General features: G+C 47.5%; 17 protein-coding genes. 12 read left to right on the top strand and 5 right to left on the bottom strand.

What is annotated here, in order from left to right; all coding sequences use genetic code 11:
* The first annotated feature begins 98 nt into the window (after positions 1-98).
* From C1A11_RS04345 to C1A11_RS04330, 4 genes are all read left to right on the top strand, one after another.
* Positions 99-1,037 carry an agmatinase gene (locus C1A11_RS04345; protein ID WP_102049174.1) on the top strand — a complete coding sequence of 313 codons (939 nt, stop codon included), beginning with the start codon at positions 99-101 and terminating at the stop codon, positions 1,035-1,037.
* A 153-nt stretch (positions 1,038-1,190) separates the two neighbouring features.
* A complete protein-coding gene (locus C1A11_RS04340) occupies positions 1,191-1,604 on the top strand; it encodes a DUF3842 family protein (RefSeq protein ID WP_102049173.1) in 414 nt (137 codons plus the stop codon).
* A gap of 217 nt (positions 1,605-1,821) precedes the next feature.
* Positions 1,822-2,358, top strand: a complete 537-nt coding sequence (locus C1A11_RS04335) for an ECF transporter S component (protein WP_102049172.1) — start codon at positions 1,822-1,824, stop codon at positions 2,356-2,358.
* Positions 2,351-3,427 (top strand): uridine kinase family protein, encoded by a 1,077-nt coding sequence (locus tag C1A11_RS04330; protein ID WP_102049171.1) that lies wholly within the window; start codon positions 2,351-2,353, stop codon positions 3,425-3,427. Before C1A11_RS04335 ends, C1A11_RS04330 begins: the two co-directional genes overlap by 8 nt.
* Before the next feature lie 104 nt (positions 3,428-3,531).
* Here C1A11_RS04330 and C1A11_RS04325 read toward each other — a convergent pair whose 3' ends face one another.
* The 4 genes from C1A11_RS04325 to C1A11_RS04310 form a co-directional block, all read right to left on the bottom strand.
* Positions 3,532-3,954, bottom strand: a complete 423-nt coding sequence (locus C1A11_RS04325) for a DUF2871 domain-containing protein (protein WP_102049170.1) — start codon at positions 3,952-3,954, stop codon at positions 3,532-3,534.
* Positions 3,951-4,619 (bottom strand): hypothetical protein, encoded by a 669-nt coding sequence (locus C1A11_RS04320; protein WP_102049169.1) that lies wholly within the window; start codon positions 4,617-4,619, stop codon positions 3,951-3,953. Before C1A11_RS04320 ends, C1A11_RS04325 begins: the two co-directional genes overlap by 4 nt.
* A gap of 67 nt (positions 4,620-4,686) precedes the next feature.
* Complete coding sequence (locus C1A11_RS04315) at positions 4,687-5,247, bottom strand: TetR/AcrR family transcriptional regulator (protein WP_180950241.1); 561 nt, start codon at positions 5,245-5,247, stop codon at positions 4,687-4,689.
* Between the two features lie 76 nt (positions 5,248-5,323).
* On the bottom strand, positions 5,324-6,001 hold the full coding sequence (locus C1A11_RS04310; RefSeq protein ID WP_102049167.1) for a YitT family protein: 678 nt from the start codon (positions 5,999-6,001) through the stop codon (positions 5,324-5,326).
* A 78-nt stretch (positions 6,002-6,079) separates the two neighbouring features.
* Between C1A11_RS04310 and C1A11_RS04305 the strand changes: the two genes are divergently transcribed.
* Positions 6,080-6,904: a MerR family transcriptional regulator gene (locus tag C1A11_RS04305; protein WP_102049166.1), complete on the top strand. Its 825-nt coding sequence runs from the start codon at positions 6,080-6,082 to the stop codon at positions 6,902-6,904.
* Positions 6,905-7,008: 104 nt separating this feature from the next.
* Complete coding sequence (locus tag C1A11_RS04300) at positions 7,009-7,959, top strand: L-lactate dehydrogenase (protein ID WP_102049165.1); 951 nt, start codon at positions 7,009-7,011, stop codon at positions 7,957-7,959.
* Positions 7,960-8,188: 229 nt separating this feature from the next.
* Here the strand turns inward: C1A11_RS04300 and C1A11_RS04295 are convergent, their stop codons facing one another.
* A complete protein-coding gene (locus C1A11_RS04295) occupies positions 8,189-9,028 on the bottom strand; it encodes an SDR family oxidoreductase (RefSeq protein ID WP_102049164.1) in 840 nt (279 codons plus the stop codon).
* 1,600 nt (positions 9,029-10,628) lie between these two features.
* Here C1A11_RS04295 and C1A11_RS04290 point away from each other — a divergent pair.
* From C1A11_RS04290 to C1A11_RS04260, 6 genes are all read left to right on the top strand, one after another.
* Positions 10,629-11,933 (top strand): Na+/H+ antiporter NhaC family protein, encoded by a 1,305-nt coding sequence (locus tag C1A11_RS04290; protein WP_102049163.1) that lies wholly within the window; start codon positions 10,629-10,631, stop codon positions 11,931-11,933.
* A 482-nt stretch (positions 11,934-12,415) separates the two neighbouring features.
* Positions 12,416-15,736, top strand: a complete 3,321-nt coding sequence (locus C1A11_RS04285; RefSeq protein WP_242965806.1) for a peptidoglycan-binding protein — start codon at positions 12,416-12,418, stop codon at positions 15,734-15,736.
* Positions 15,737-15,898: 162 nt separating this feature from the next.
* Positions 15,899-17,704 carry a glycerophosphodiester phosphodiesterase family protein gene (locus tag C1A11_RS04275; protein WP_102049162.1) on the top strand — a complete coding sequence of 602 codons (1,806 nt, stop codon included), beginning with the start codon at positions 15,899-15,901 and terminating at the stop codon, positions 17,702-17,704.
* Between the two features lie 216 nt (positions 17,705-17,920).
* The gene (locus tag C1A11_RS04270) at positions 17,921-18,418 is read left to right on the top strand and encodes an HD domain-containing protein (protein ID WP_180950240.1); all 498 of its coding nucleotides are present in this window, start codon (positions 17,921-17,923) and stop codon (positions 18,416-18,418) included.
* A gap of 396 nt (positions 18,419-18,814) precedes the next feature.
* Entirely contained in the window at positions 18,815-19,732 is a 918-nt protein-coding gene (locus tag C1A11_RS04265) for an ABC transporter ATP-binding protein (protein WP_102049161.1), read from the top strand.
* Positions 19,733-19,778: 46 nt separating this feature from the next.
* Positions 19,779-20,582 (top strand): ABC transporter permease, encoded by an 804-nt coding sequence (locus tag C1A11_RS04260; RefSeq protein ID WP_242965805.1) that lies wholly within the window; start codon positions 19,779-19,781, stop codon positions 20,580-20,582.
* Positions 20,583-20,609: the final 27 nt, after the last annotated feature.

Genomic DNA, 20,609 nt, shown 5'->3' with positions numbered 1-20,609 from the left:
GCAGGGGTGCTATACTATGCTCAAACCGAAGATGCAGGAAAAATGCGGCAGCCAATCGGGGTGTCGGCACTCGGTTTTTCTAGGAGGCAATGAGTATTATGGAATCTTTAAATCTTCCGATTACCGGCATCTGTTCGTTCGGCAAATACCCGATTTGCACTGATCTTTCTACCTTGGATGCAGACGTTGCGGTGCTTGGTGTGCCCTGCGATTTTGCAGTTGGATATATGAGCGGCGCAAGGCTCGGCCCTCGCCGCATCCGCGAAGCATCTACCCAGTATGCGCGGGGCGATGCAGGCTTTTATGATTTTGAAAAAGACCGCCAGTGTCTGGCCGCGCCCTTGAAAGTGGTGGACTGTGGCGATGCGGACATTCTGCATGCAGACCCGCAATATACCTTTGACGCCGTAGTTGCTGGAGTTAAGGCGATTCTTCGCGCCGGGGCAGTGCCCATTGTGCTGGGCGGTGACCACTCTATCAGCGCCCCGGTCGGCAAGGCGCTCGAAGAGCTGGGCGAAGAGGTTTGTGTGGTGCAGTTTGACGCGCACCTTGACTGGGCAGACCATGTAGGCCCGCTGAAATACGGCAATGGCAGTCCAATGCGCCGGATGTCTGAAATGCCGCATATTGGTCCGATGGCACAGATTGGCCTGCGCGGTATTGGCAGCAGCAAAAAAACAGATTTTGAAACTGCGCGCAATTATGGCAGCGTGCTAATTTCAGCACGGGAAGCACATGCCCTTGGCGTAGAAGGCATTCTCTCCAAAATTCCGCAGGCGAAGAATTATTACATAACGGTAGATATCGACGGCTTTGATATGTCGATTGCACCGGGGGTAGCGTCGCCGTATCCCGGCGGCCTTTGGTACGACCAGGTCTGTGATATCATCAGCGGCATTGCAAAAATGGGTAAAATTGTTGCGGCAGATTTGGTTGAAGTTCTGCCCGCAGCGGATCCCTCCGGCATTACCTGCCGTTTGGGTGCGCTGACCATGATGCACACGATTGCTGAAATCGAAACACAGCTTGGCAAATAAAAATTTATTATCGTCTTCCTTCTTTTCGCCGCAGTCGGTTCCGCCACCGTACTGCGGCGTTTATTTTTGCAGTTGCTTGCCGTTTTTATTATATTACCTTATAATAAAAGCAGAAAAGACGACTGAGAATACAAAGAAAAGAGGAATCGATCGATGCAGATCGTGGTGATAGACGGACAAGGCGGCAGAATGGGGAAAACGATGATTGAGCAGCTGCGCGCAGCACAGGTAGAGGCCGAGATTTGGGCAGTTGGTACCAACAGCATTGCTACGGCGGCAATGGTAAAAGCCGGGGCCGATTACGGCTCTACCGGCGAAAATCCCGTAGTGGTAGCGGCAAAACAGGCAGACATTATTGTAGGGCCCATCGGAATTGTAATTGCTGATGCACTTTGGGGAGAAATTACCCCCGCAATGGCAGTTGCAGTAGGGCAGAGCAGAGCGGAAAAAGTGCTGCTGCCGGTTAATAAATGCAACAACCATGTGGTAACCACAACCTCTGCCGGAACAGGCGAAATTTTGGCTTCAGCGGTTTCCTACATCCTGCAATACTGCCAAACAAATTGACACGCAAAGCTCATATTTGTTATACTTACATTATAATCGCCGGCAGAAGCCGGTATCGTGTGTTTTGAATTTCCATGCAACCAAAATGATACCACGCAGGTATTTACTGCCTTTCAAAAAGGGCAGTGTTTGCCTGCGTGCTTTTTTATAAAGCAACCACCAGGCAGTGCTTTTTGCACGGTTGCAGGAATGGTGTTGTCTGGAAAGGAAGTTTGTGATGACCACTACGAAAAACCAAACAAAAAAACTCGTGTTTTCTGCACTGATGCTTGCCACCGCGCTGCTGTTGCCGTTTTTGACGGGCCAGATTCCGCAGGTTGGCAGCATGCTTGCCCCAATGCACATCCCCGTGCTGCTTTGCGGCCTGGTATGTGGCGCGCCGTACGGTCTTGCGGTTGGACTGATTGCGCCGGGTCTGCGCTTTTTGATGTTCTCGATGCCTCCCATCTTCCCCGTGGGGCTGGCGATGACCTTTGAGCTGGCGGCTTATGGCCTTGTGGCAGGGCTGCTTTACCGTGCACTGCCCAAGAAAGCCAGCAGTCTTTACATCAGCCTGATTGGCGCCATGCTTGCAGGCCGCTGTGTCTGGGGCATTGCAATGACGGTGATTGCTGCGGTTTCTGCGGTGCCGTTTAACCTTACCATTTTCCTCAGTGGCGCATTTGCGACAGCGCTGCCCGGTATTGTGCTGCACCTTGTTTTAATTCCCCCTGTCGCACTTGCCTTACAGAAAGCAGGTTTTGTGATTGATTGAACAGCTTGCCCCACTCTTGCAGCAACAGTTTTCCACCTACCCTGAACTGCAGCCCACAGACCTACTAAAATTGCTGTTTCAGCGCAATTTCGGCTGCGGGCATCTGGTGCCAAACGAAAATGACGTGTTAGCCCGCCTAAAGCAGGAATGGGCAGCGGTAACGCCGGACGACACCCAGCCGCTAACCGAGCCCCTTGGCCGGGGTTTTGCTCGGCTGCACCTCGCAGCGGCAAAAGCGCAAGGTATTTCTCCACAGCTGATTGCGCGGCTGTTTTACCTTTCTGCGCAGGCACCGACGGAGGATACAACGACGATGGATGCCGAGCTGACTCTGGCTGTGCGGCTTTGCGAAGCTGGCAGTCTGCCGCTTTCTGCGCAGCAGCTGCGCGCAGAGCTGAAAATTTGGAACGACCAGGGTAGAGCACCGTTTTCCCACTCGGCAGCATATCATGCGGCTTACCATCCTGCTTATCGAGTGGTGAGAGCCGCTTATGCTGCGGTGCTGCCATTGCTGGTGCAAATTGATAACATAGCCTCAAAAAGCAGGGCAGTGGTCGCAATTGACGGGCGCTGCGGTGCCGGTAAAACCACGCTGGCCGCGCTGCTTGCGCCGGTATTTGACGCACAGCAGCTGCATATGGATGACTTCTTTTTGCCACCTGCGCTGCGCAGTGAAGCGCGGCTTGCGGCCCCCGGCGGCAACCTGCATTACGAGCGATTTGCTGAAGAAGTTCTGCCGGGCTTGCAGCAGGCAAGAACGTTTACCTATCGACAGTTTAGCTGTCGGATGATGGATTACAGCGGCAGCAGCACCATTGACGGCAGCCAGAATATAATCGTCGAAGGCTCTTATGCAATGCGTCCAGAGTTTCGAGTTGCCTATAACCTTGCTATTTTTTGCGACGTTGGCCCGGCGATGCAAAAACAGCGTATTTTGGAGCGCAATGGCCCAGAGTGGTACCGCGATTTTGAAACCCGGTGGATTCCGATGGAAGAACGCTATTTTGATGCAATGCAAGTGCGCGAGGCATGCGATGTCGTTCTTGATATGGAAACAGTGGCACTTTAATTGTTATCGCATAGACGCTGTAAGAGTGCTGCAAGCAACGCAGCAGCAAGCAAAACAAAAAAAAGGCTGGTCTTTTAAAGACCAGCCTTTTTTATCAATGAAGTCTATTTTGTAGCGGCATCGGCGGCTTTGCGCAGTGCAAGCAGCAGCAATACCAGCCCGGTGCCGGTGATAATGTGTGCAATCCCCGAAATACCGGAAATCGAAGCATTCAGCGCAGCAGAAAGCGGTACAGCACGAACTTCCAAAATGCCGCGCACCATAAGCATAATTGCCGTTAGTGGAACACCGATATTATAGGTGATAAGAAATGGACGATAGAGCCGCTGTTCCTGCAAGGGGGTTACCTTTGCAAACAGCGCGGCAATCAAAAATATTACGGTGCCAAGCATCAGCAGGTGCACATGTACCTTGCCAAGTGCCGTAACTCCGGTAAAGCCGTTCCATTTAGTAAACTCTCGATAAAACACCCCACCGGCCATACCTGCAATGGCATAGGTAAGCGAAAGGTTGATTAGTTTTTTCATTGTTTTTGCTCCTTTTTCATTGCCATAAAGCCGATGAGAATTGTCCAAACATAGGCACAGGTTTTAGGAATCATCAGCATGCCTACCCAAGAAATAGTGTCTGCCCACAGTACAACCGGCAGGTAGAAGCCAAAGCTAAGCACAATGGTCAGCCACATAAAGCGGTAAGCGTGGTCGTTATGTTTGCGTGCCTCAGTGAAGAACAAAACGATGACGATAAGGCCCATTGCAGCAAACGGCAGGTTGCGGTAAATCGCCCAAGAGAGAGGGGCTTCGGCACTCGTCCAGGCATTTTGGGGGAACAGGCAGAGTGCCACGCGCAGCGCAGCCAGCACATACATTATCACAGTAAGACCATTTTTGCCGTTGATTTTGTAGCGGATGCGCCAAACGTAGTAAAGCAGCACATAAAAAAGGGTCATCGTAATAGAGGTGATCAGCTTGCCGATGCCAAGAGCAACGACAAAGTCTTGCAGACCGGTGGTGCAAAGTGCGTAAGCGCGCGGTACTAAGTGGAACGCATCGCCTGCACCCAACGTAACAGCCATAATGCCAAACAGCAGGTACTGCACATTGCCTTTGTTTTTTCGAATCATCGTAATGCCGAGCAGGGTTACCGTGGTAAGGTAAACGACATCAAACAGAGTTTCCATAATTGCTTGCATAAAATCTCTCCTCTTGTAAGTGAACAATGTTCATTAATGGGGCAGTAAAAACCCGCTGAATGCGGGTTTAAACAGTATAAAGAATACGGCGAATTACTTCCAGCAAGGTTTCGCAAGAGCCTGCCTGCTTCATCAGCAGAGAAACAAAATGCGAAAAGACGAAATCTACAAAAGCCTCGCGAGAAAAAGATTCGTCAAAAACCCCATCCGCAACGGCGGGGTCGTTGTTCAGCGCTTGTAGCAGCCCGGCGCGCATTTGGGCAAAATAATCTTCCATCACTTGCCGGCCTTTGCTTTTTTCGGCACTGGCAAAGCTGACCGAATGCGCGCTGAAAAAGCCGGGGTATTGCTGTGTGCCCAGCAGCGCTTCACGGTAGATTTCACCAATCAGCTCTGCAAATGAGGCGCGAGGTGCAATTTTGCTGAACTGGAAAATATGCTGCCAAACGTCCTGTATGGTAGCGGCAATTAAGTCCGCTTTAGAAGGAAAGTAGTTATACACAGAACCTACTGCGATGCCGCAGGCAGCGGCAACGGCACGCACATTAATTGCGTGTAGCCCCTGCTCAAGCGCAAGGGTACGACAGGCATCTAAAATTGCCTGGCGAGATGTGATAATTGTATTCACGGCTGCCCTCCCCATACTGAACAATGTTCATTATAGAAATTCCACTCGGTTTTGTCAAGTGGAATTTCCAAAAAAGTTAGGCAGAAACATCAGTGGAATCTTCCTCTTGCTCGGCACCATCTTTATTAGAAGATGCGGTTTCTGCAAAAGCGGCAGGCTTTTGTAGTTTATCAATCAAGAAAGAAGAGATGGTAACGGTAACAAGAGAGCAAAGGATGTTTTTGAAGGGGATATAGGAAAGCGAAAACATCAGCACAACAAAGTCGGTGAGAAAATACGCTTTCGAGATGCGGCAGCGGGCGTTTTTGGCAATAATCATCGCAAGCGCGTCATCGCCGCCCGAAGCGCCGCCTTCGCGCACTACAAGCCCTACGCCAATGCCGACAAACAACCCACCAACCACCGCGGCCAACAGTGGTTGATCGCCGAGATTAGGTAAAACATACCCGTAGGCCTCGTAAAGATTATAACAGACAGAAAAGCCGATACTGGAGAAAATCGCATTCTTTAAAAAGGCTTTGCCCAGCATTCGAAAGCCGATAAAATAACAGGTAATATCCATCACCAAGCCAGAAATACCTGGCGTGATGCCCAGCCAGTGGTGCAGCAAAAGGGTCATTCCCAGTACGCCGCCTTCGGTAATTTTACTCTGGCTATGCACATTAAAAAGCCCAAATGCTAAAATAGCGACACCCAACAGCATAGTGCCATAATGCAAAAAGGATTGTTTCAACTGTTGTGATTTGGTTTGCATGATAAAAAGAGCCTCCTTGACACTGCTTATTATAAAGCATATAGTTACTATAATGTCAACAGGCTGTGGAGGAGAAATATGAACCTTTGTTTTTCAGTAGGAGAAATGGCAAAACTAAGCGGTCTTTCCAAGCAAACACTGATTTACTATGACCGCGAAGGCGTTTTTACGCCTAAAATTGTAAATCCGGAAAACGGGTATCGTTATTACACGCCCGACCAGTTGGAAGAGCTGGACAGCATTCTGATTTTGCGAGAAACAGGGCTTTCACTGAAGGAGATCAAAGCACACCGGAAGCATCGTTCCCGCGCCAGTACGGTAGAGGTGCTAACGACGCAAAAAGAAGAGGTGCAGCAAAAAATAGCCCACTGGCAGGCAGTGGAAAAGCGTCTGGAGCATAAAATTGCCAGTATCGAAGAATTTGCCGGCAGCAGTAAAACCGAAACAGTGTTTGTAGAATGTGGCAAAGAGTATCTGTTTGCACAAAAGCCGGACCAGCCGGCAGGGCTATTAGAAGTGGATATTGCGTTAAAAAGGTTGCTGCGTGATGCCTCTGAGCATAATTTGCCGTTTTTTTACCAAATCGGCAATATGGTGGCAGAGCAGAATTTAAAAGCAGGACAATTTCTTCAATTTTCTTACGTCTTTTTGCCGCTGGAAAAGCCAATCCCCGGCGCGCAAATAAAAATGCTTTGCAAACCGGCAGGCCTTTATGCACAGACCTACCATATCGGCAATTACCAAACCATGGGCAATACCTATCAAAAGCTCCTTGCAAGCCTTACCACAGCCGGATACGAAATAGCAGGACCCTCGTATGAATACTGCATTTTTGATTGCCTAACCACCCAAACTTCTGCCGAATATGCGACGAAGATACAAATTCCTATTATAAAAAGATAAACTTTGTCGAGAAAGAAAATGAACGCCTATTTTATCCACGAAACGCTGCTAACCGGCTAACCTAAGGATATACTAGTTACAGATGATTACAGGAGGAAAAAACGATGAAAAACGATCAAAGAAAAGTCGTTTTGGTAGGTTGCGGCATGGTAGGCATGAGCTACGCCTACGCGCTGCTAAACCAAAACCTGTGTGATGAGCTTGTGCTGATTGACCTTGACAAAAAACGTGCAGAAGGCGAGGCGATGGACCTAAACCACGGCCTTGCCTTTAGCGGAACCAGTATGAAGATTTACGCCGGGGCCTACACCGATTGCAACGATGCAGACATTGTAGTAATCTGTGCCGGTGTTGCGCAAAAGCCGGGCGAGAGCAGATTGGCTTTGCTGCAACGCAATACAGCAGTATTTAAAAGCATCGTGGATCCGATTGTTGGCAGCGGTTTCCACGGCCTGTTTTTGGTTGCTACAAACCCGGTGGATATCATGACCCGTGTAACCTGTGCACTTTCCGGATTTGCACCGAACCGCGTTTTGGGCACCGGCACTGCGCTGGATACGGCTCGTTTGCGATATTTGCTCGGCGAGTATTTCCAGGTCGACCCACGCAATATCCACGCTTATGTTATGGGCGAGCATGGAGATAGCGAATTTGTGCCTTGGAGTCAAGCTTTGCTTGCCACCAAACCTGTACTCGAACTCTGCAAAGAATCTCCGCAGACTTATTGCCGCGAGGATCTCGACCGCATCGAACAGGAGGTCCGTACTGCGGCATATAAAATTATCGAAGCAAAAAAGGCGACCTATTACGGCATCGGTATGGCCCTTGCCCGCATTACTCGTGCCATTTTCGGCAACGAAAACAGTGTGCTGACCGTGAGTGCCCGCATGAGTGGTGCTTACGAACAGCTGAAAGTATTTGCAGGTGCGCCTTGCATCGTCAACCGCAGCGGTGTGCAGCGGGTGCTCGCGCTGAACCTTACGCCGGAGGAATTGCAGGCGTTCCACCACTCCTGCGAAACTTTGGATGAAAATTATCGCGGTATCAACCTTTAACCGCATTAAAAAAGTATAAATAATAAAACAGCAGCCAGCTTTTGTTAAAGCAAGGCTGCTGTTTTTTATTTTAAGAGTAGCGGGCCGTAAACTGTAAAACAGCGCAATATAAAAGCAAAACGCGACTTTTATACTTGGCAGCTTGTCCCACGGATAAAACATTTGAGAAGATTCGTAAACGACGATTTAAAGACGCTGGGTAAAGCAATTGCGGAAAACAAAAAAGCATTCACCGTTTATTTGCAAGCGCAATGCGCAGTCCTTCGATGGTATTCGGAAAGGAAATACCGAAACTACGCAGTTTGGTGGTATCTATTGAAAGATTACGGCAAAACTCGCTATCTGCAATTACCAGTGTTGCGGGGTCGGCCCCGAAAAGCTGTACCGCCTGGCATAATGTTTCATAAGTGTTCAAGTGATTTTCACAGCCGTAGTTGTACACACCGCCCGGCAGAGCAAAGCAGGCAGCAAATCGTGAAATAACCTCCCACACACTGGTGATGCCGCGCAGCTCATGTGTGGCACCACGCAAAGGCGTACCGGTGTGGCTTGCAGCAGCAATATTGGATAGCAGGTTGCGGCTTGACTTGTAGGGACTGGAGGGCAGGTCATACATCCAGGTAAGCCGCAGCGCAACAGCACCGGGGCAGCAGGCAGCAGCCTCTTTTTCTGCTTGCAGCTTATGCAGGCCGTAAATATTATTAGGCGAAAGTGAAATCTCCTCCGGCAGCGCAAAGCTTTCGGTATTGCCGCTGTAAACCTGATCTGAGCTCATATATACGAGTTTAGCATCATAAGTGGCGCATGCCTTAGCAAGGTTGACCGTACCGCGTAGGTTTACCGCTTCAGATACTTCCGGATGCGCCTGTGCATAGCCGGTGTCTGCAATTGCGGCACAGTGCAGCACAAAGTCTGGCCGTTCGGCAGCAATTAGGCGGTGCACAGCGATTTCGTTTGTAATATCAAGCGTTTGATGTGTGCAGGGAACGACCTCGTAGCTGCTTGCATAATAGGCAGCGGTACGCTGGCCGAGAAAGCCACCGGCACCGGTGACAAGAAGCTTTTTCATTGCTGGGTTCTCCTTTTCCGTGCCCTTTAGCCGAAATCACGACCGCATCCTTTGCAAAAGGATGCGCCCTGCTGGGTTGGCTCTCCGCAAGTGGGGCAATACCAATGCGCTCCTGTTGGCTGCAACACGGGGGCAAGTGCTTTGGCAGTGCCAGCCGACCGCTGTTTTTGGCCTGATTTTCGACAGAAAGAGAAACAAGGGGTGCAATGGAAGTGCCTCGCGTGCCGACACCAGCCCAGCTTTTGGTGGATGACCAGCTGAGGCCGGATTGCTTTAATTTGCCCCCGCATTTTTGGCAGTAGGCTGCCTGCGGCGGGCAGGCAAAACCACATTTGGAACAACTCATCTTGAAATCTTCCTGTTGCCCTTTTCTTTTCATTTTACCCTGAAAACAGAAAAAGTCCACCTGAAAGTAAAATTAGAATGATTTTTAGAACCCAAAGGTTGAAAGATAGAAAGCGTAGCTTCGTGTTGTACGGCTTCCAAGCAGAGAAGAGTGCCAGTTGGTTTTGCTCATCAGCAGAGCGATTTAGCTATCTTTTGATGCACTTTTGTGCTGCTTGGAAAGAGATGCACGAGAATCGCAAAAAGCTTTTTTAGTAGCTTTCGAAGGTGCTGCGCTGAAAAAACACCCCCTAAAGCCCTGCGGGCTTCTTTCTTAGCGGGTTCTTAGTTTCGGATCAGTCTTTGAGGTGAAAGGGACGAAATATATATGTATTAGAATAGATAATTTGTGAGATAAAAATACATATGAGAAAAGGTGCAAAGCAAATAGATCAAAAAGGTTTATTTTTACTTATTTTTTGAGTTTTGATAGAATTTCGACTTGGTTTCTTAGCAGAATCCTGCCACAAAAAACGATGCTCTTTGCATGTTGTTAGCGGGATTCTAGGCATATATGCAATGCCCACAAGTGGTAAAGTTGAAAAGTCTATTTTAGAAATTGAAGTTCAAAAGAGTAGAGCAAAAATATTAATTTATAGGTAAAACAAGGCGAAAATGCAAAGCGAGAAAATATCGGCCGATTTTTAGAGTGGTACAGGAACCTACTCCTAAAAAAATTATTGAAATTCGAGAATTTGAAGCAAAACGCAAGGGTAATTAGACATTTTTTTGACGCAAGCAGCTCTATAATCACCACAAATTCGGAAGATTGCTTTTGAAAAATTGAATATGCAAGTGGAAGAGACGAAAATCCATATGCGTGGCATGCATTTCGGCTGCCAGGCAAAAGGTGCAAAACGAAAAGAAAAACGGTGGCGGATTGCGCATTATGATGCTCTCTTTTTTATTGCAAATTCAAGCTGGCCTTTTGCGGCATAAAAGTTTTGGGCTGGCAAAAGCTCGCCTTGCCGATCTTGTTTAAGAGCATTCACAGTTTGCGTGGGGAAGGGAGGAACCGCATTGAGCACACGGTGTGTTTGCTGGCGGAGTGTATCATGTGCTGATCTGATAATTCAAAACAGAAATTTGCTTTTCCAACCGGCTGCCGAGCTACCTCAAAAGTTCGTTTCGCCACTTTTCCACATGAAGTGAAAAGGCAAAAGATTTCCGCTTTGATTTTACCAGCTTTGGCATTATAAAAACAGGAGGTTGTTTTATGATTTTAACAAACCCGGTTCTTATTGCTGTTATCGTACTGCTGGTTCTCTGCTTTTTAAAGGTAAACGTTCTGCTTGCGCTTTTTGCGTCGGCTGTTACGGCAGGTCTTGTTTCGGGCATGGGCATCCAGACAACGATGACCACCTTTATTGCCGGTATTGGTGAAGACCCTGAAACCGCACTGGCTTATGTGATGCTTGGCGCACTTGCCGCCACCATCAGTTACACTGGCGTTTCGGATATTCTCGCAGTGAAAATTGCAAAGATGGTCAACGGAAAATCACTTGTGTTTGTTTTCGTGATCGGTGCAGTTGCCTGCCTGTCTCAGAACCTCATTCCCGTACATATCGCATTCATTCCCATCTTAATTCCGCCCCTTCTTATCGTCATGAACAAAATGAAAATTGACAGAAGAGCGGTTGCCTGCGCCTTAGCATTTGGCTTGCGCGCACCTTATGTTGCAATCCCCGCCGGTTTCGGCCTTATCTACCATGGCATCATCTCCAACAACATGACCAAAAATGGTATGCCTGTTGAAAAGATGGAAGTATGGCGTTATACCTGGCCGCTTGGCATTGTTATGCTGATTGGTTTTATCTTTGTTGTGCTGTTCCTGTATCGCAAACCCAGAGAGTACAAAAACATCGAAGGCTTTGCAGTGGATCTGGACACGGTTGATACCCATATGACCGGCAAACATTATGCCGCAGTTATTGCAGCGGTCGCTACACTTGCCATTCAGCTGATTGCCGGCTCTTTGCCGCTTGGCGCACTGGTTGGCCTTGCAATTATGTTCCTCACCAAAGCGGTCAAATGGTCTGACATGGACAAAATCATGGATCAGGGCGTTGGACTGATGGGCTTTATCGCCTTTGTTATGCTGGCATCTAATGGCTTCAGTGCCGTGCTGCGTGACAGCGGCGGCGTTGACCAGCTGATTCAGGGTTCGCTGGCGTTCATCGGCGGCAGCAAGCTGCTGGGCGCTTTTGTTATGATGCTGGTTGGTCTCTTTATTGTTATGGGCACTGGCACCTCGTTTGGCACCGTGCCTGTTTTGGCGGTGCTGTATGTGCCGCTTTGCGCGCAGCTCGGCTTTAGTGCTGGCGCAACTACGCTGCTGATTGCGGCAGCAGCAACCATTGGCGATACCGGATCTCCTGTATCCGATACCACCCTTGGACCCACGGCTGGTCTGAATGCAGACGGTCAGCACGACCATATTTGGGATACTTGTGTGCCGACCTTCATTGCTTCGGATATTCCTATTTTTCTCTTGGCAATTTTCGCTGGGTTTATGTTCTAATTGCAGGGAACGTACTGGCGGGCAAAAGGGGCGCGAATCTTCCTCCGCGCCCCTTTTGTTTATCTCATTAAAAAGGCAGCAAACAAAATACAGCAGGCTATTTTTAAAAGATAGCCTGCTGTATTTACGTTACAGCGTGTGTACTAAAGGCGCAGCAGCCAATAGCTTAAAAGCGCAAAACCAGCGTGATAATTCATATGGAAATTCTGCGTACAGCTATACCACTAAATAAAATAAAAACCTTATACTGTAATTTGGGGTACAGGATAATGACTTGCAAGTACAATTTTTTTACGATAGAACCAGAACTATTGAAAAAATCTGACGATAAGAGAAAAAGTGTGTCGGTAACGCAAATGGCGCCTAAAGCATATTAGTAACATAAGGGGGCTATGGATTTTTAAACTGCCCTCTTGCGAGGGATGGAGCAATAATCCGGAACCTCATTGAAAAGATACTATAAACCTTTAGGGAGGATTTTTATGAGCACAGGTTACCTTCAGATTTTTTCCCGCTCTGCCCGAGACGGCTTGCCGGTACAATTCGTCAATGCAGTTATTACCTCTGACGATGGCAAATTATACAAAGTGACAACCGACGAAAATGGGTATTCTATTCCTGTAGAGCTGCCTGCTCCGGATGTTGAATATTCGTTGGACGAAAACAACACCACAGTGTTTCCTTATTCGATGTATACTGTTGCGGCCGAACTGGAAGGCTGGCAGGTTGTAACGGTGAGAAACATCCAGGTTTTTGCTGGACAAAACTCTTTGATGACGCTTGAAATGCAGCCCGAAAATGAAAATTCGAATGTAAGAGCAACACCACAAATTTATAATGTCCCGATGCATTCGCTGTTTTCTGGCGATGGCGGCAGTGGCCCCGAGCCTCTTTCCTATTGCCATCCCAGCACATTTGTTCTGCGCGAGGTCGTTATTCCGACTAATGTCATTGTTCACTTAGGGCGCCCGACTGCTTCAGCAAGAGATGTTACCGTGTCGTTTAGAGATTACATTAAGAACGTTGCCAGCAGTGAGATTTACCCCACTTGGCCGGCGGAAAGCTTGAAAGCTAATATTTATGCGCAAATCAGCCTGGCTTTAAACCGCGTATTTACTGAATGGTATCCCAGCAAAGGATATACTTTTACCATTACCAACTCCACCAGCTTTGACCAGTACTATGTGCATGGCAGAAATATTTTTGAATCGATTAGCAAAATCGTAGATGAAATATTTAATACCTACATCAGAAAAACTGGCAACATAGAGCCGTTTTACGCAGAATACTGCGACGGCAAAATCGTCCCCAACTGCCCGGGCATGAAGCAATGGGGCACAAAAACTTTAGCCGACCAAGGCAAAAACGCATTCCAGATTTTGCAGTATTATTACGGCAGCAACATCGAGCTTGTGACAACAAACAATATTGCTTCGATTCCATCCAGCTACCCCGGTTCTCCGTTGTCCCTAGGCAGCACAGGCACCAACGTAAGCATTATTCAGCGCCAGCTGAATCGCATTACAAAAAACTATCCATTTTTGGGCACTTTACCCGTAGATGGCGTTTTTGGACCTAGCACAGAAGAAACGGTCAAAAAGTTCCAAAAACAGTTTTCACTCACGCAAGATGGTGTTGTCGGCAAAGCGACTTGGTACAAAATCAGCTACATTTATGTAGCCGTGAAAAAGCTTGCAGAGCTAACCAGCGAAGGAGAGAAGCCAACCGGCATACCACCCACGGGTAATTACCCCGGCTACACAATTGCGCGTGGCGACACAGGCCCCAACGTGAAACGTATTCAGTTCTACTTATCTGTAACTTCTCAGTTTGACAGCCGTGTGCCCAATGTGGCGGTAGACGGCATCTTCGGTGCGGCGACCACCAACGCCGTCAAAGCATTCCAGGCCACCGTAAATCTGTCGCAAGACGGCATTGTTGGCCCTGCAACCTGGACTGCACTTTATAACACCTTTAACAGCATTGAAACCGACATTGCACGGCCAAGCGTAGATTGGATTGGCCAGTTCCCCGGCTTTAATCTAAAGCTTGGTGATCGTGGTAATGAGGTGCGGCTGGCACAGTTCTATATTACAATTGCAAGCAACTTCTATCCCACGATCCCTGCTGTTAATCCCGATGGCATTTTTGGAGCTGCTACACGCAATGCGGTTATTGCTTTCCAGAATAGGTTCAATCTCGCAGCAGATGGCATCATCGGCAAGGCAACATGGGATAAAATGTACGAAGTATATTCGGCGATTGTCAACGCAATCGTAGACTTTAATGAGACACCGGGCGTATATCCGGGCACGCCGCTCAAAGCAGGCAGCACCGGACAGTCAGTCAAAGAAGTTCAGTTCTATCTGTTCTTACTTAGTGCGTATTATTCCACAATTCCTCGCATCGCATACGACGGTATCTTTGGCGTAGCAACCGAGAATGCAGTCATCGCCTACCAGCGGCTGGCTGGGTTAACGGTGGATGGCATTGTCGGCCCTGCTACCTGGCGCTCCATTTATAACTCCGTCATTCGTCTGAGAACAATAGACGGGCCGATTGTTCGCTATCAGAATCTACCTTATCCTGGCCATGCGGTGGAAGAGGGAATGAGCGGAACCGCGGTGCTTTTTGTACAATATGTTCTCGCCATTTGTGATTTTTATTTTGACACAGTGCGCAGTGTTGAGATTACTGGTACTTTTGATGCCAATACGAAAATTGCAGTGCAAGAGTTTCAGGATTTGTTCTCGCTACCCGTCACCGGCGTGGTGGACGCAGAAACCTGGGCGACGATGCAGACCGTAGTGGAAAGACTGCTCTCTGCCTCTGCCGGACAGATGGAAGTTCCGCCGTCGGGCGATTATCCGGGTTATGTACTGGGCCTTGGCAGTGCCGGGCCTGCTGTCAGCGCGTTACAATACTTTATCCTTGCCATTGGCGAGCGCTTCTGCGCGGTGGATTTCATCGATGAGGACGGCTGGTTTGGTCCGCAGACAGAGCAGGCCGTCAAAGACTTCCAGGAAGCATTTGGCCTGCCGGTTACCGGTGTGGTGGACGAAGCCACTTGGGATGTTATCGTTGGCTTCTACTATGATGCGATAAACAGAACTACCTCAAAAATCAAAATTTTAGTTTATGATGGTTATACCAACCGGTTCTACACCTTCTACCGTGAGCTAACTGAGCCAATGCCGTATTCCACCGGGCGCACGCTGCTGGTAAGAGAGTTCCGTGGGTCGAGCAAGAGCCCAACCATCTGGACCACCACCGCGGCCATGGAAAGCTGGAATATTACCCGCGAGACCTACGGCTCGGCTATCCCAGTAGGATATGCCTTTAAACGCATTTGGGAGGGTGGTCACGGCACTACAAGCCAGCATTATGCCGGCGTGGCTTTTGACGTTGGCCAGACCTTAAGTGCGGCGCAAAGACGCCAGATTTGGAATGTGGCTTATAGTCTTGGCGTGTGGGGTTACGTGGAACCCCTTTCGATGACGCCGACCTGGGTGCATTTTGACCGCCGTTATGGCACGCCCGCCTGCGGAGGAACCTCCGGCTATCCGACCGTAAGAAACGGAAGCAGAAACACCTATGTTTTAATTATGCAGGATGCACTGAATGCGCTGGGATACAGCACCAAAACGCTGGATGGCATCTTTGGAGTGAACTCTGAAAATGCATTGAAAGCATTTCAGCGCAACAATGGCCTGACAGCCGACGGTATCTGCGGATGCAGAACCTGGACTCGGCTGGCACAAGCTGCCGTAGGCATTGGGCGCACCCCCACTGTCATTGATTAACTGCTTTTATACAAAAATTGCCACATGATTTCATGTGGCAATTTTTTTCACCTAGAACAAAGTTGCTTTTAAGGGCCAATCTTTATAATGCCCTATGGTTAAGAAGAGTTTTTCAGGAAAGGCTAACAAACAAATGAATGAATCCATCTGCCGGAGGCAAACATGAAGCAACTTACCAGGACTTCTCTCGCTATTGTGCTGAAAAATTGGACCACGCTACTCCTCTTTGAGGTCCTTTATAAAATAATTAGCTACTCTATTCTTTACACAGTTATCAAAGATGCGCTTTCTGTGATTTTAAAATTATTAGATGTTTCTTATTTGGGCACCGAAAATTTTTCTTTGCTTTTTAAAAATCCGCTCGCGATGCTCTTTTTGTTGCTGGTGCTTATTTTAGCAGCTTTTTTTGTTTTTTTTGAAATTGTAGCATTATACCTTTATTGTGAATTTGGGTGGAGAAAAGAAAAAGTTTCGGTTACCCATTTGTTGCGACACACGTTTTATTGTTGCAAGCAGTTTTTTTCGGTACCAAATTTGTTATTTCTTCTTTGCTTTATTTTGACAACTATTTTGGCAATATTTCCGTTTTCACCCTATTTGATGAAATGGTTGCACGTTCCCGAATTTATTGAAGAATTTATCTATCAAAATCGCACTTTAACTGTCGTTTATTTCGCAGCGGTTTTTGTGTTGAACGTAGCTTATTTGTTGATTCTTTTCGTCTTGATGTTTGCCATATTAGAAGAAAAACGAACAAAGGAAGCTTTGAGAGAATCGATACAGCTTTTGAAAACAAGCAAATTCAAAATTCTGCTTCAGGTTCTGGGGACTTTTGTGGTAGTAGCACTTCTGACAGCGGGCACACTGTGCCTAGCATCGCTGAGCCTGGTAGCCTATACTAAACTTTCCACAACTCCGTCAGAGGCTGCATCACAGTTTAAATTTTATTTTAGCAAAGCGGCGCCGGCGGCAGGTATTGTGGTTAGCTCTTTTGCAGCCACGTGGCTGTTTTCGGTGATTATCATCCTTTTCCACAACTATAAGAGAGAGGTTAGGCCAAACAGTAGCCTGCAAGAAAAATATAGGACGTTAGATACAGTCAAAGGTTTATCAACCGTGGTATGTGTTATTATTGTTGTACTGCTGTTTAGTGAAAGCGAGTTTGGTAAAAGCGCCATCTACCCCAATGATACCAACATTTCGATTATTGCTCACCGAGGCGGGGCTGCAGTAGGCCCCGAAAATACTATCGCAGCACTGAACGCTGCAATAACGATGCGAGTAGAAACGGCTGAAATCGACGTACAGCAGCTAAAAGATGGCAGTATAGTTTTGTTACACGACAGCAACTTTAAGCGTACCACCGGGCAGGACAAAGACGTGTGGGAAGTAGATGGCGCAGAGGTCAAAAATTATGATGCCGGAAGTCTGTTTTCAAAAGATTTTACAAATGAGCCAGTTCCAACACTGGCAGAGGCTTTACGTACTGCAAAAGGACACATTCATTTAATGATTGAAATTAAGCTATCCGGACACGAGCAGAACTTAGTAAAACAGGTGCTCGAGCAAGTTGAAGAATATGATATGATGGATGAATGTAGCATTGCCTCTTTAAGCTTAGAGGTTTTAAAAGAAACAAAGCAAATAAATCCCAAAATAAAAACGGTGTATATTACCCCGATGCTTTTGTCTGATCAATATAATATTGATTACGTAGACTCGTACAGCATCGAGACCACCGCAATGACGAAAGAGATGGTATTGCGGATGCAGCAGCAAAACAAAAAAGTATACGGTTGGACAGCAAATTCAGCAGAAACGGTTGAAAAAACGCTGCGCTGCCATGTAGATGGGGTCGTGACAGATCACCCGACGCAAGCGAGATATTATATATTAAACCGTGATAATGATATGGTGTCCAGCTATTTGATAAAGACATTTTTTAACGCAAGCCCCGGGAACCTTTAGATAATTTTGGTGCGCTTATTTCGCCTGAGCTGGATAAGAATGGATTGAAGCCTAATTTGCAAATCTCTCGTTTTATTACTTGCACCAAAGCCAGGCACTTCTTTGACTGTTTGCCCGCTTTAAGTTGCTAAAATATTTTGATTTATAGTTTAAAGCAGACTATGGTTAGTGGCAGAGCTTATTTTAACCACTGCTTTTCAGGAGGATTTCATGAACGTGAAGACGAAAAAAATAGATACTTTCCTCAACAGCGTTGTTCCTTATATACGCAATCCAACAATCCAGCAGATGGATCAGTTCACCCATCATACCAAAAAGATTAGTTGCCTGGACCATAGCATGTTTGTCTCTTATGTCAGCTTTGTGCTGGCAAAGCGATTCCACGGAAATGTACCCGTCGTTATCAAAGCGGGTATGCTACATGATTTATACCTGTGCGACTGGAAAAATACGCAAGTAGGCGTCTTTAAACGCTTAACAATCCATCCCCAGATGGCGGTCGATAACGCAGCAGATTTTAATCTGTCCCAGCGTGAAAAAGATATTATCCGCAAGCATATGTGGCCCGTAACAATTACGAAATTCCCTCGTCGCAAAGATGAAATCATCGTTACAGTGGCAGACAAAATTTGCTCCATCGCAGAGGTAAGCGGCCTTTACTGGCACCTGAAAAGCTGCAAAGCTCTAAGAAGAATTAAATTACAGGAAGCATAATTATTATATAAGAATAAAGCTGGACGATGGCATAGCAAACAAAAAATAGCAAAGATCGGTGGCCCGTACCTGTGATGGTATAGGCCACCGCTTTTTTGCGGCAGTGTAGAAATCCTAGTATAGCAAACAATTTCTGCTTAAAATAAGCAGAAATTGTTGAGCGGTGCATGGATAGTAAAAGTATCACATATAAAATAAAAGACGATTCGAATTAAACCAGAGTAGAGAAGCGCACACGGGGAAAAGAAACGAAAACGGCATCAAGAGTAAAGTTGATTTTAACAATCCGCGCACATTCCATTTGTATGCGCAGGCCTTGCTATTTGCACTTTCTATACTCTTGCCAATCACAGGGGTCGATATTTCGTTTTTGCAGAGAGGAGCAATCACCTGACCATGAATCAAATCGTGCAGATTATGAATTTGCGGAAATCCTATGCGGGACAACCTGCTGTGCGGGATGTGAGTTTAAACGTGGCGCAGGGGCAAATGCTGGCTCTGCTGGGGCCTAACGGCGCTGGCAAATCGACTACCATCAGTATCCTCTGCACAAGCCTTGCCCCAGACAGCGGAACGGTTAAAATAGACGGACTGACACTGGGGCCGCAAAATCAAAAGATAAGAAAACAAATCGGGGTCGTATTTCAGCATGGCGTACTGGATGATTTACTCACAGTGGAGCAAAACCTGTTTACGCGCGGGCGCCTTTATGGGCTGCGCGGCCACGAGCTGGAAGAACGTATTTACCAAACCGCGTCCATGACAGGAATCGAAAATTTGCTCAATAGGCGGTACGGACAGCTTTCGGGTGGGCAGCAGCGGCGCTGTGATATTGCAAGAGCTTTGCTGCATCTGCCTAAACTATTGATTTTGGATGAGCCAACCACCGGGCTTGACCCTGAGATGCGATATGTGGTTTGGCAAACCATTGCAAATATCAGAAAGCAAACCGGCATGACGATTCTGCTGACCACTCACTATATGGAAGAGGCCGTCATCGCGGATGAAATCGTTGTGCTCAAAGACGGCAAAATTGCCGCTATGGGCTCACCTGCATTTTTTAAAGCGCATTATGCGCAAGACCATCTGATACTTTTGTCTGACCAGTGTGAGCCACTTTGCCGCACCCTGGCCAAAACAGGGGTGCGCTACCGCCGTGTGCCCGAAGGGCTGGAAGTACCTCTGACTAATACACGCGGAGCCTTGCCGATTTTAGATCTTTGCCAGGGAAGATTTGCGGGGTTTGAAGTGCAAAGAGGAAGCATGGACGATGCTTATCTTTCTATTATAAAAGGGGGAGAGCAGCCTGTTTAACTTAGGCCAAAGAAACCTTGCGCTCTTTTTTAAAGACCGGGCAGCTGTGCTGCTTTCTCTGTTGGCAGAGCTTATCATAGTTGCTTTGTACGCTTTGTTTATTCGAGATCAATTGGTAAGCAGTTTTATCCAGCTAAACAATGCAGAGCTTTTGATGGATGTATGGATGATTGCAGGAATTCTTGGAATTACCTCTTTTACCACTACCATGGGCGCCTACGGCGTAATGGTGGATGACAAGGTGAAAAAGATAAACCGGGATTTCGAGGTGGCGCCAATCCGCAACGCAACCTTGCTGGGCGGTTACTTAATTGCTGCGGTGGTGATTGGGCTGGTTCTCTCGTTTCTTACGCTGCTTGCTGCAGAAGGATATATATCATACCAATACGGAGTGCGGCTGGGCGCTGGCCAGATGACAGAAATTTATGGTGTTTTACTGCTGGTTACGATTTCTAACGCAGCGCAGGTGTTGCTGTTGGTATCTTTTTTAAAAAGCAGCAATGCTTTGGCGGCCTGCTGCACAATTTTAGGTGCCATGATAGGCTTTTTGACGGGAATCTATCTGCCGATGGGCACAATTCCAGACAGCGTCCAAACCTTGGTGAAGTGCTGCCCAATCTCCCATGGGGTGGTACTATTGCGGCAGATATTAATAGAGCCGTTGCTAAGCGGAAGCTTTGGCGCGGCAAATGCCCCGCAAGCGGCGGCGTTTCAAGAATATATGGGGATTCAATATCTGTGGGATGGCGCATGGCTTTCTGCGCAATCAAGTGTGTTGATTTTACTTGCTGCGGCGGGCAGCTGTTTGGCTTTGGCTATCGTTAAGTTCTCCCTGCAAAAAAGAGAATAGAAAAGCGAGCCTCGAAAGTGAGAGGCT

This window comes from Pygmaiobacter massiliensis (assembly GCF_900199435.1).
In the GTDB taxonomy this organism is placed as follows: Bacteria; Bacillota; Clostridia; order Oscillospirales; family Ruminococcaceae; genus Pygmaiobacter; species Pygmaiobacter massiliensis.
The sequence above is the reverse complement of the archived record's forward strand: the minus strand, read 5'-3'. Positions and strand labels throughout refer to the sequence as shown.

Bases quoted from the DNA above. Each gene is read 5' to 3' on its own strand.
- C1A11_RS04345 (WP_102049174.1), top strand. From the start codon at position 99: ATGGAATCTTTAAATCTTCCGATTACCGGCATCTGTTCGTTCGGCAAA.
- C1A11_RS04340 (WP_102049173.1), top strand. From the start codon at position 1,191: ATGCAGATCGTGGTGATAGACGGACAAGGCGGCAGAATGGGGAAAACG.
- C1A11_RS04335 (WP_102049172.1), top strand. From the start codon at position 1,822: ATGACCACTACGAAAAACCAAACAAAAAAACTCGTGTTTTCTGCACTG.
- C1A11_RS04325 (WP_102049170.1), bottom strand. From the start codon at position 3,954: ATGAAAAAACTAATCAACCTTTCGCTTACCTATGCCATTGCAGGTATG.
- C1A11_RS04320 (WP_102049169.1), bottom strand. From the start codon at position 4,619: ATGCAAGCAATTATGGAAACTCTGTTTGATGTCGTTTACCTTACCACG.
- C1A11_RS04310 (WP_102049167.1), bottom strand. From the start codon at position 6,001: ATGCAAACCAAATCACAACAGTTGAAACAATCCTTTTTGCATTATGGC.
- C1A11_RS04305 (WP_102049166.1), top strand. From the start codon at position 6,080: ATGAACCTTTGTTTTTCAGTAGGAGAAATGGCAAAACTAAGCGGTCTT.
- C1A11_RS04300 (WP_102049165.1), top strand. From the start codon at position 7,009: ATGAAAAACGATCAAAGAAAAGTCGTTTTGGTAGGTTGCGGCATGGTA.
- C1A11_RS04295 (WP_102049164.1), bottom strand. From the start codon at position 9,028: ATGAAAAAGCTTCTTGTCACCGGTGCCGGTGGCTTTCTCGGCCAGCGT.
- C1A11_RS04290 (WP_102049163.1), top strand. From the start codon at position 10,629: ATGATTTTAACAAACCCGGTTCTTATTGCTGTTATCGTACTGCTGGTT.
- C1A11_RS04285 (WP_242965806.1), top strand. From the start codon at position 12,416: ATGAGCACAGGTTACCTTCAGATTTTTTCCCGCTCTGCCCGAGACGGC.
- C1A11_RS04275 (WP_102049162.1), top strand. From the start codon at position 15,899: ATGAAGCAACTTACCAGGACTTCTCTCGCTATTGTGCTGAAAAATTGG.
- C1A11_RS04265 (WP_102049161.1), top strand. From the start codon at position 18,815: ATGAATCAAATCGTGCAGATTATGAATTTGCGGAAATCCTATGCGGGA.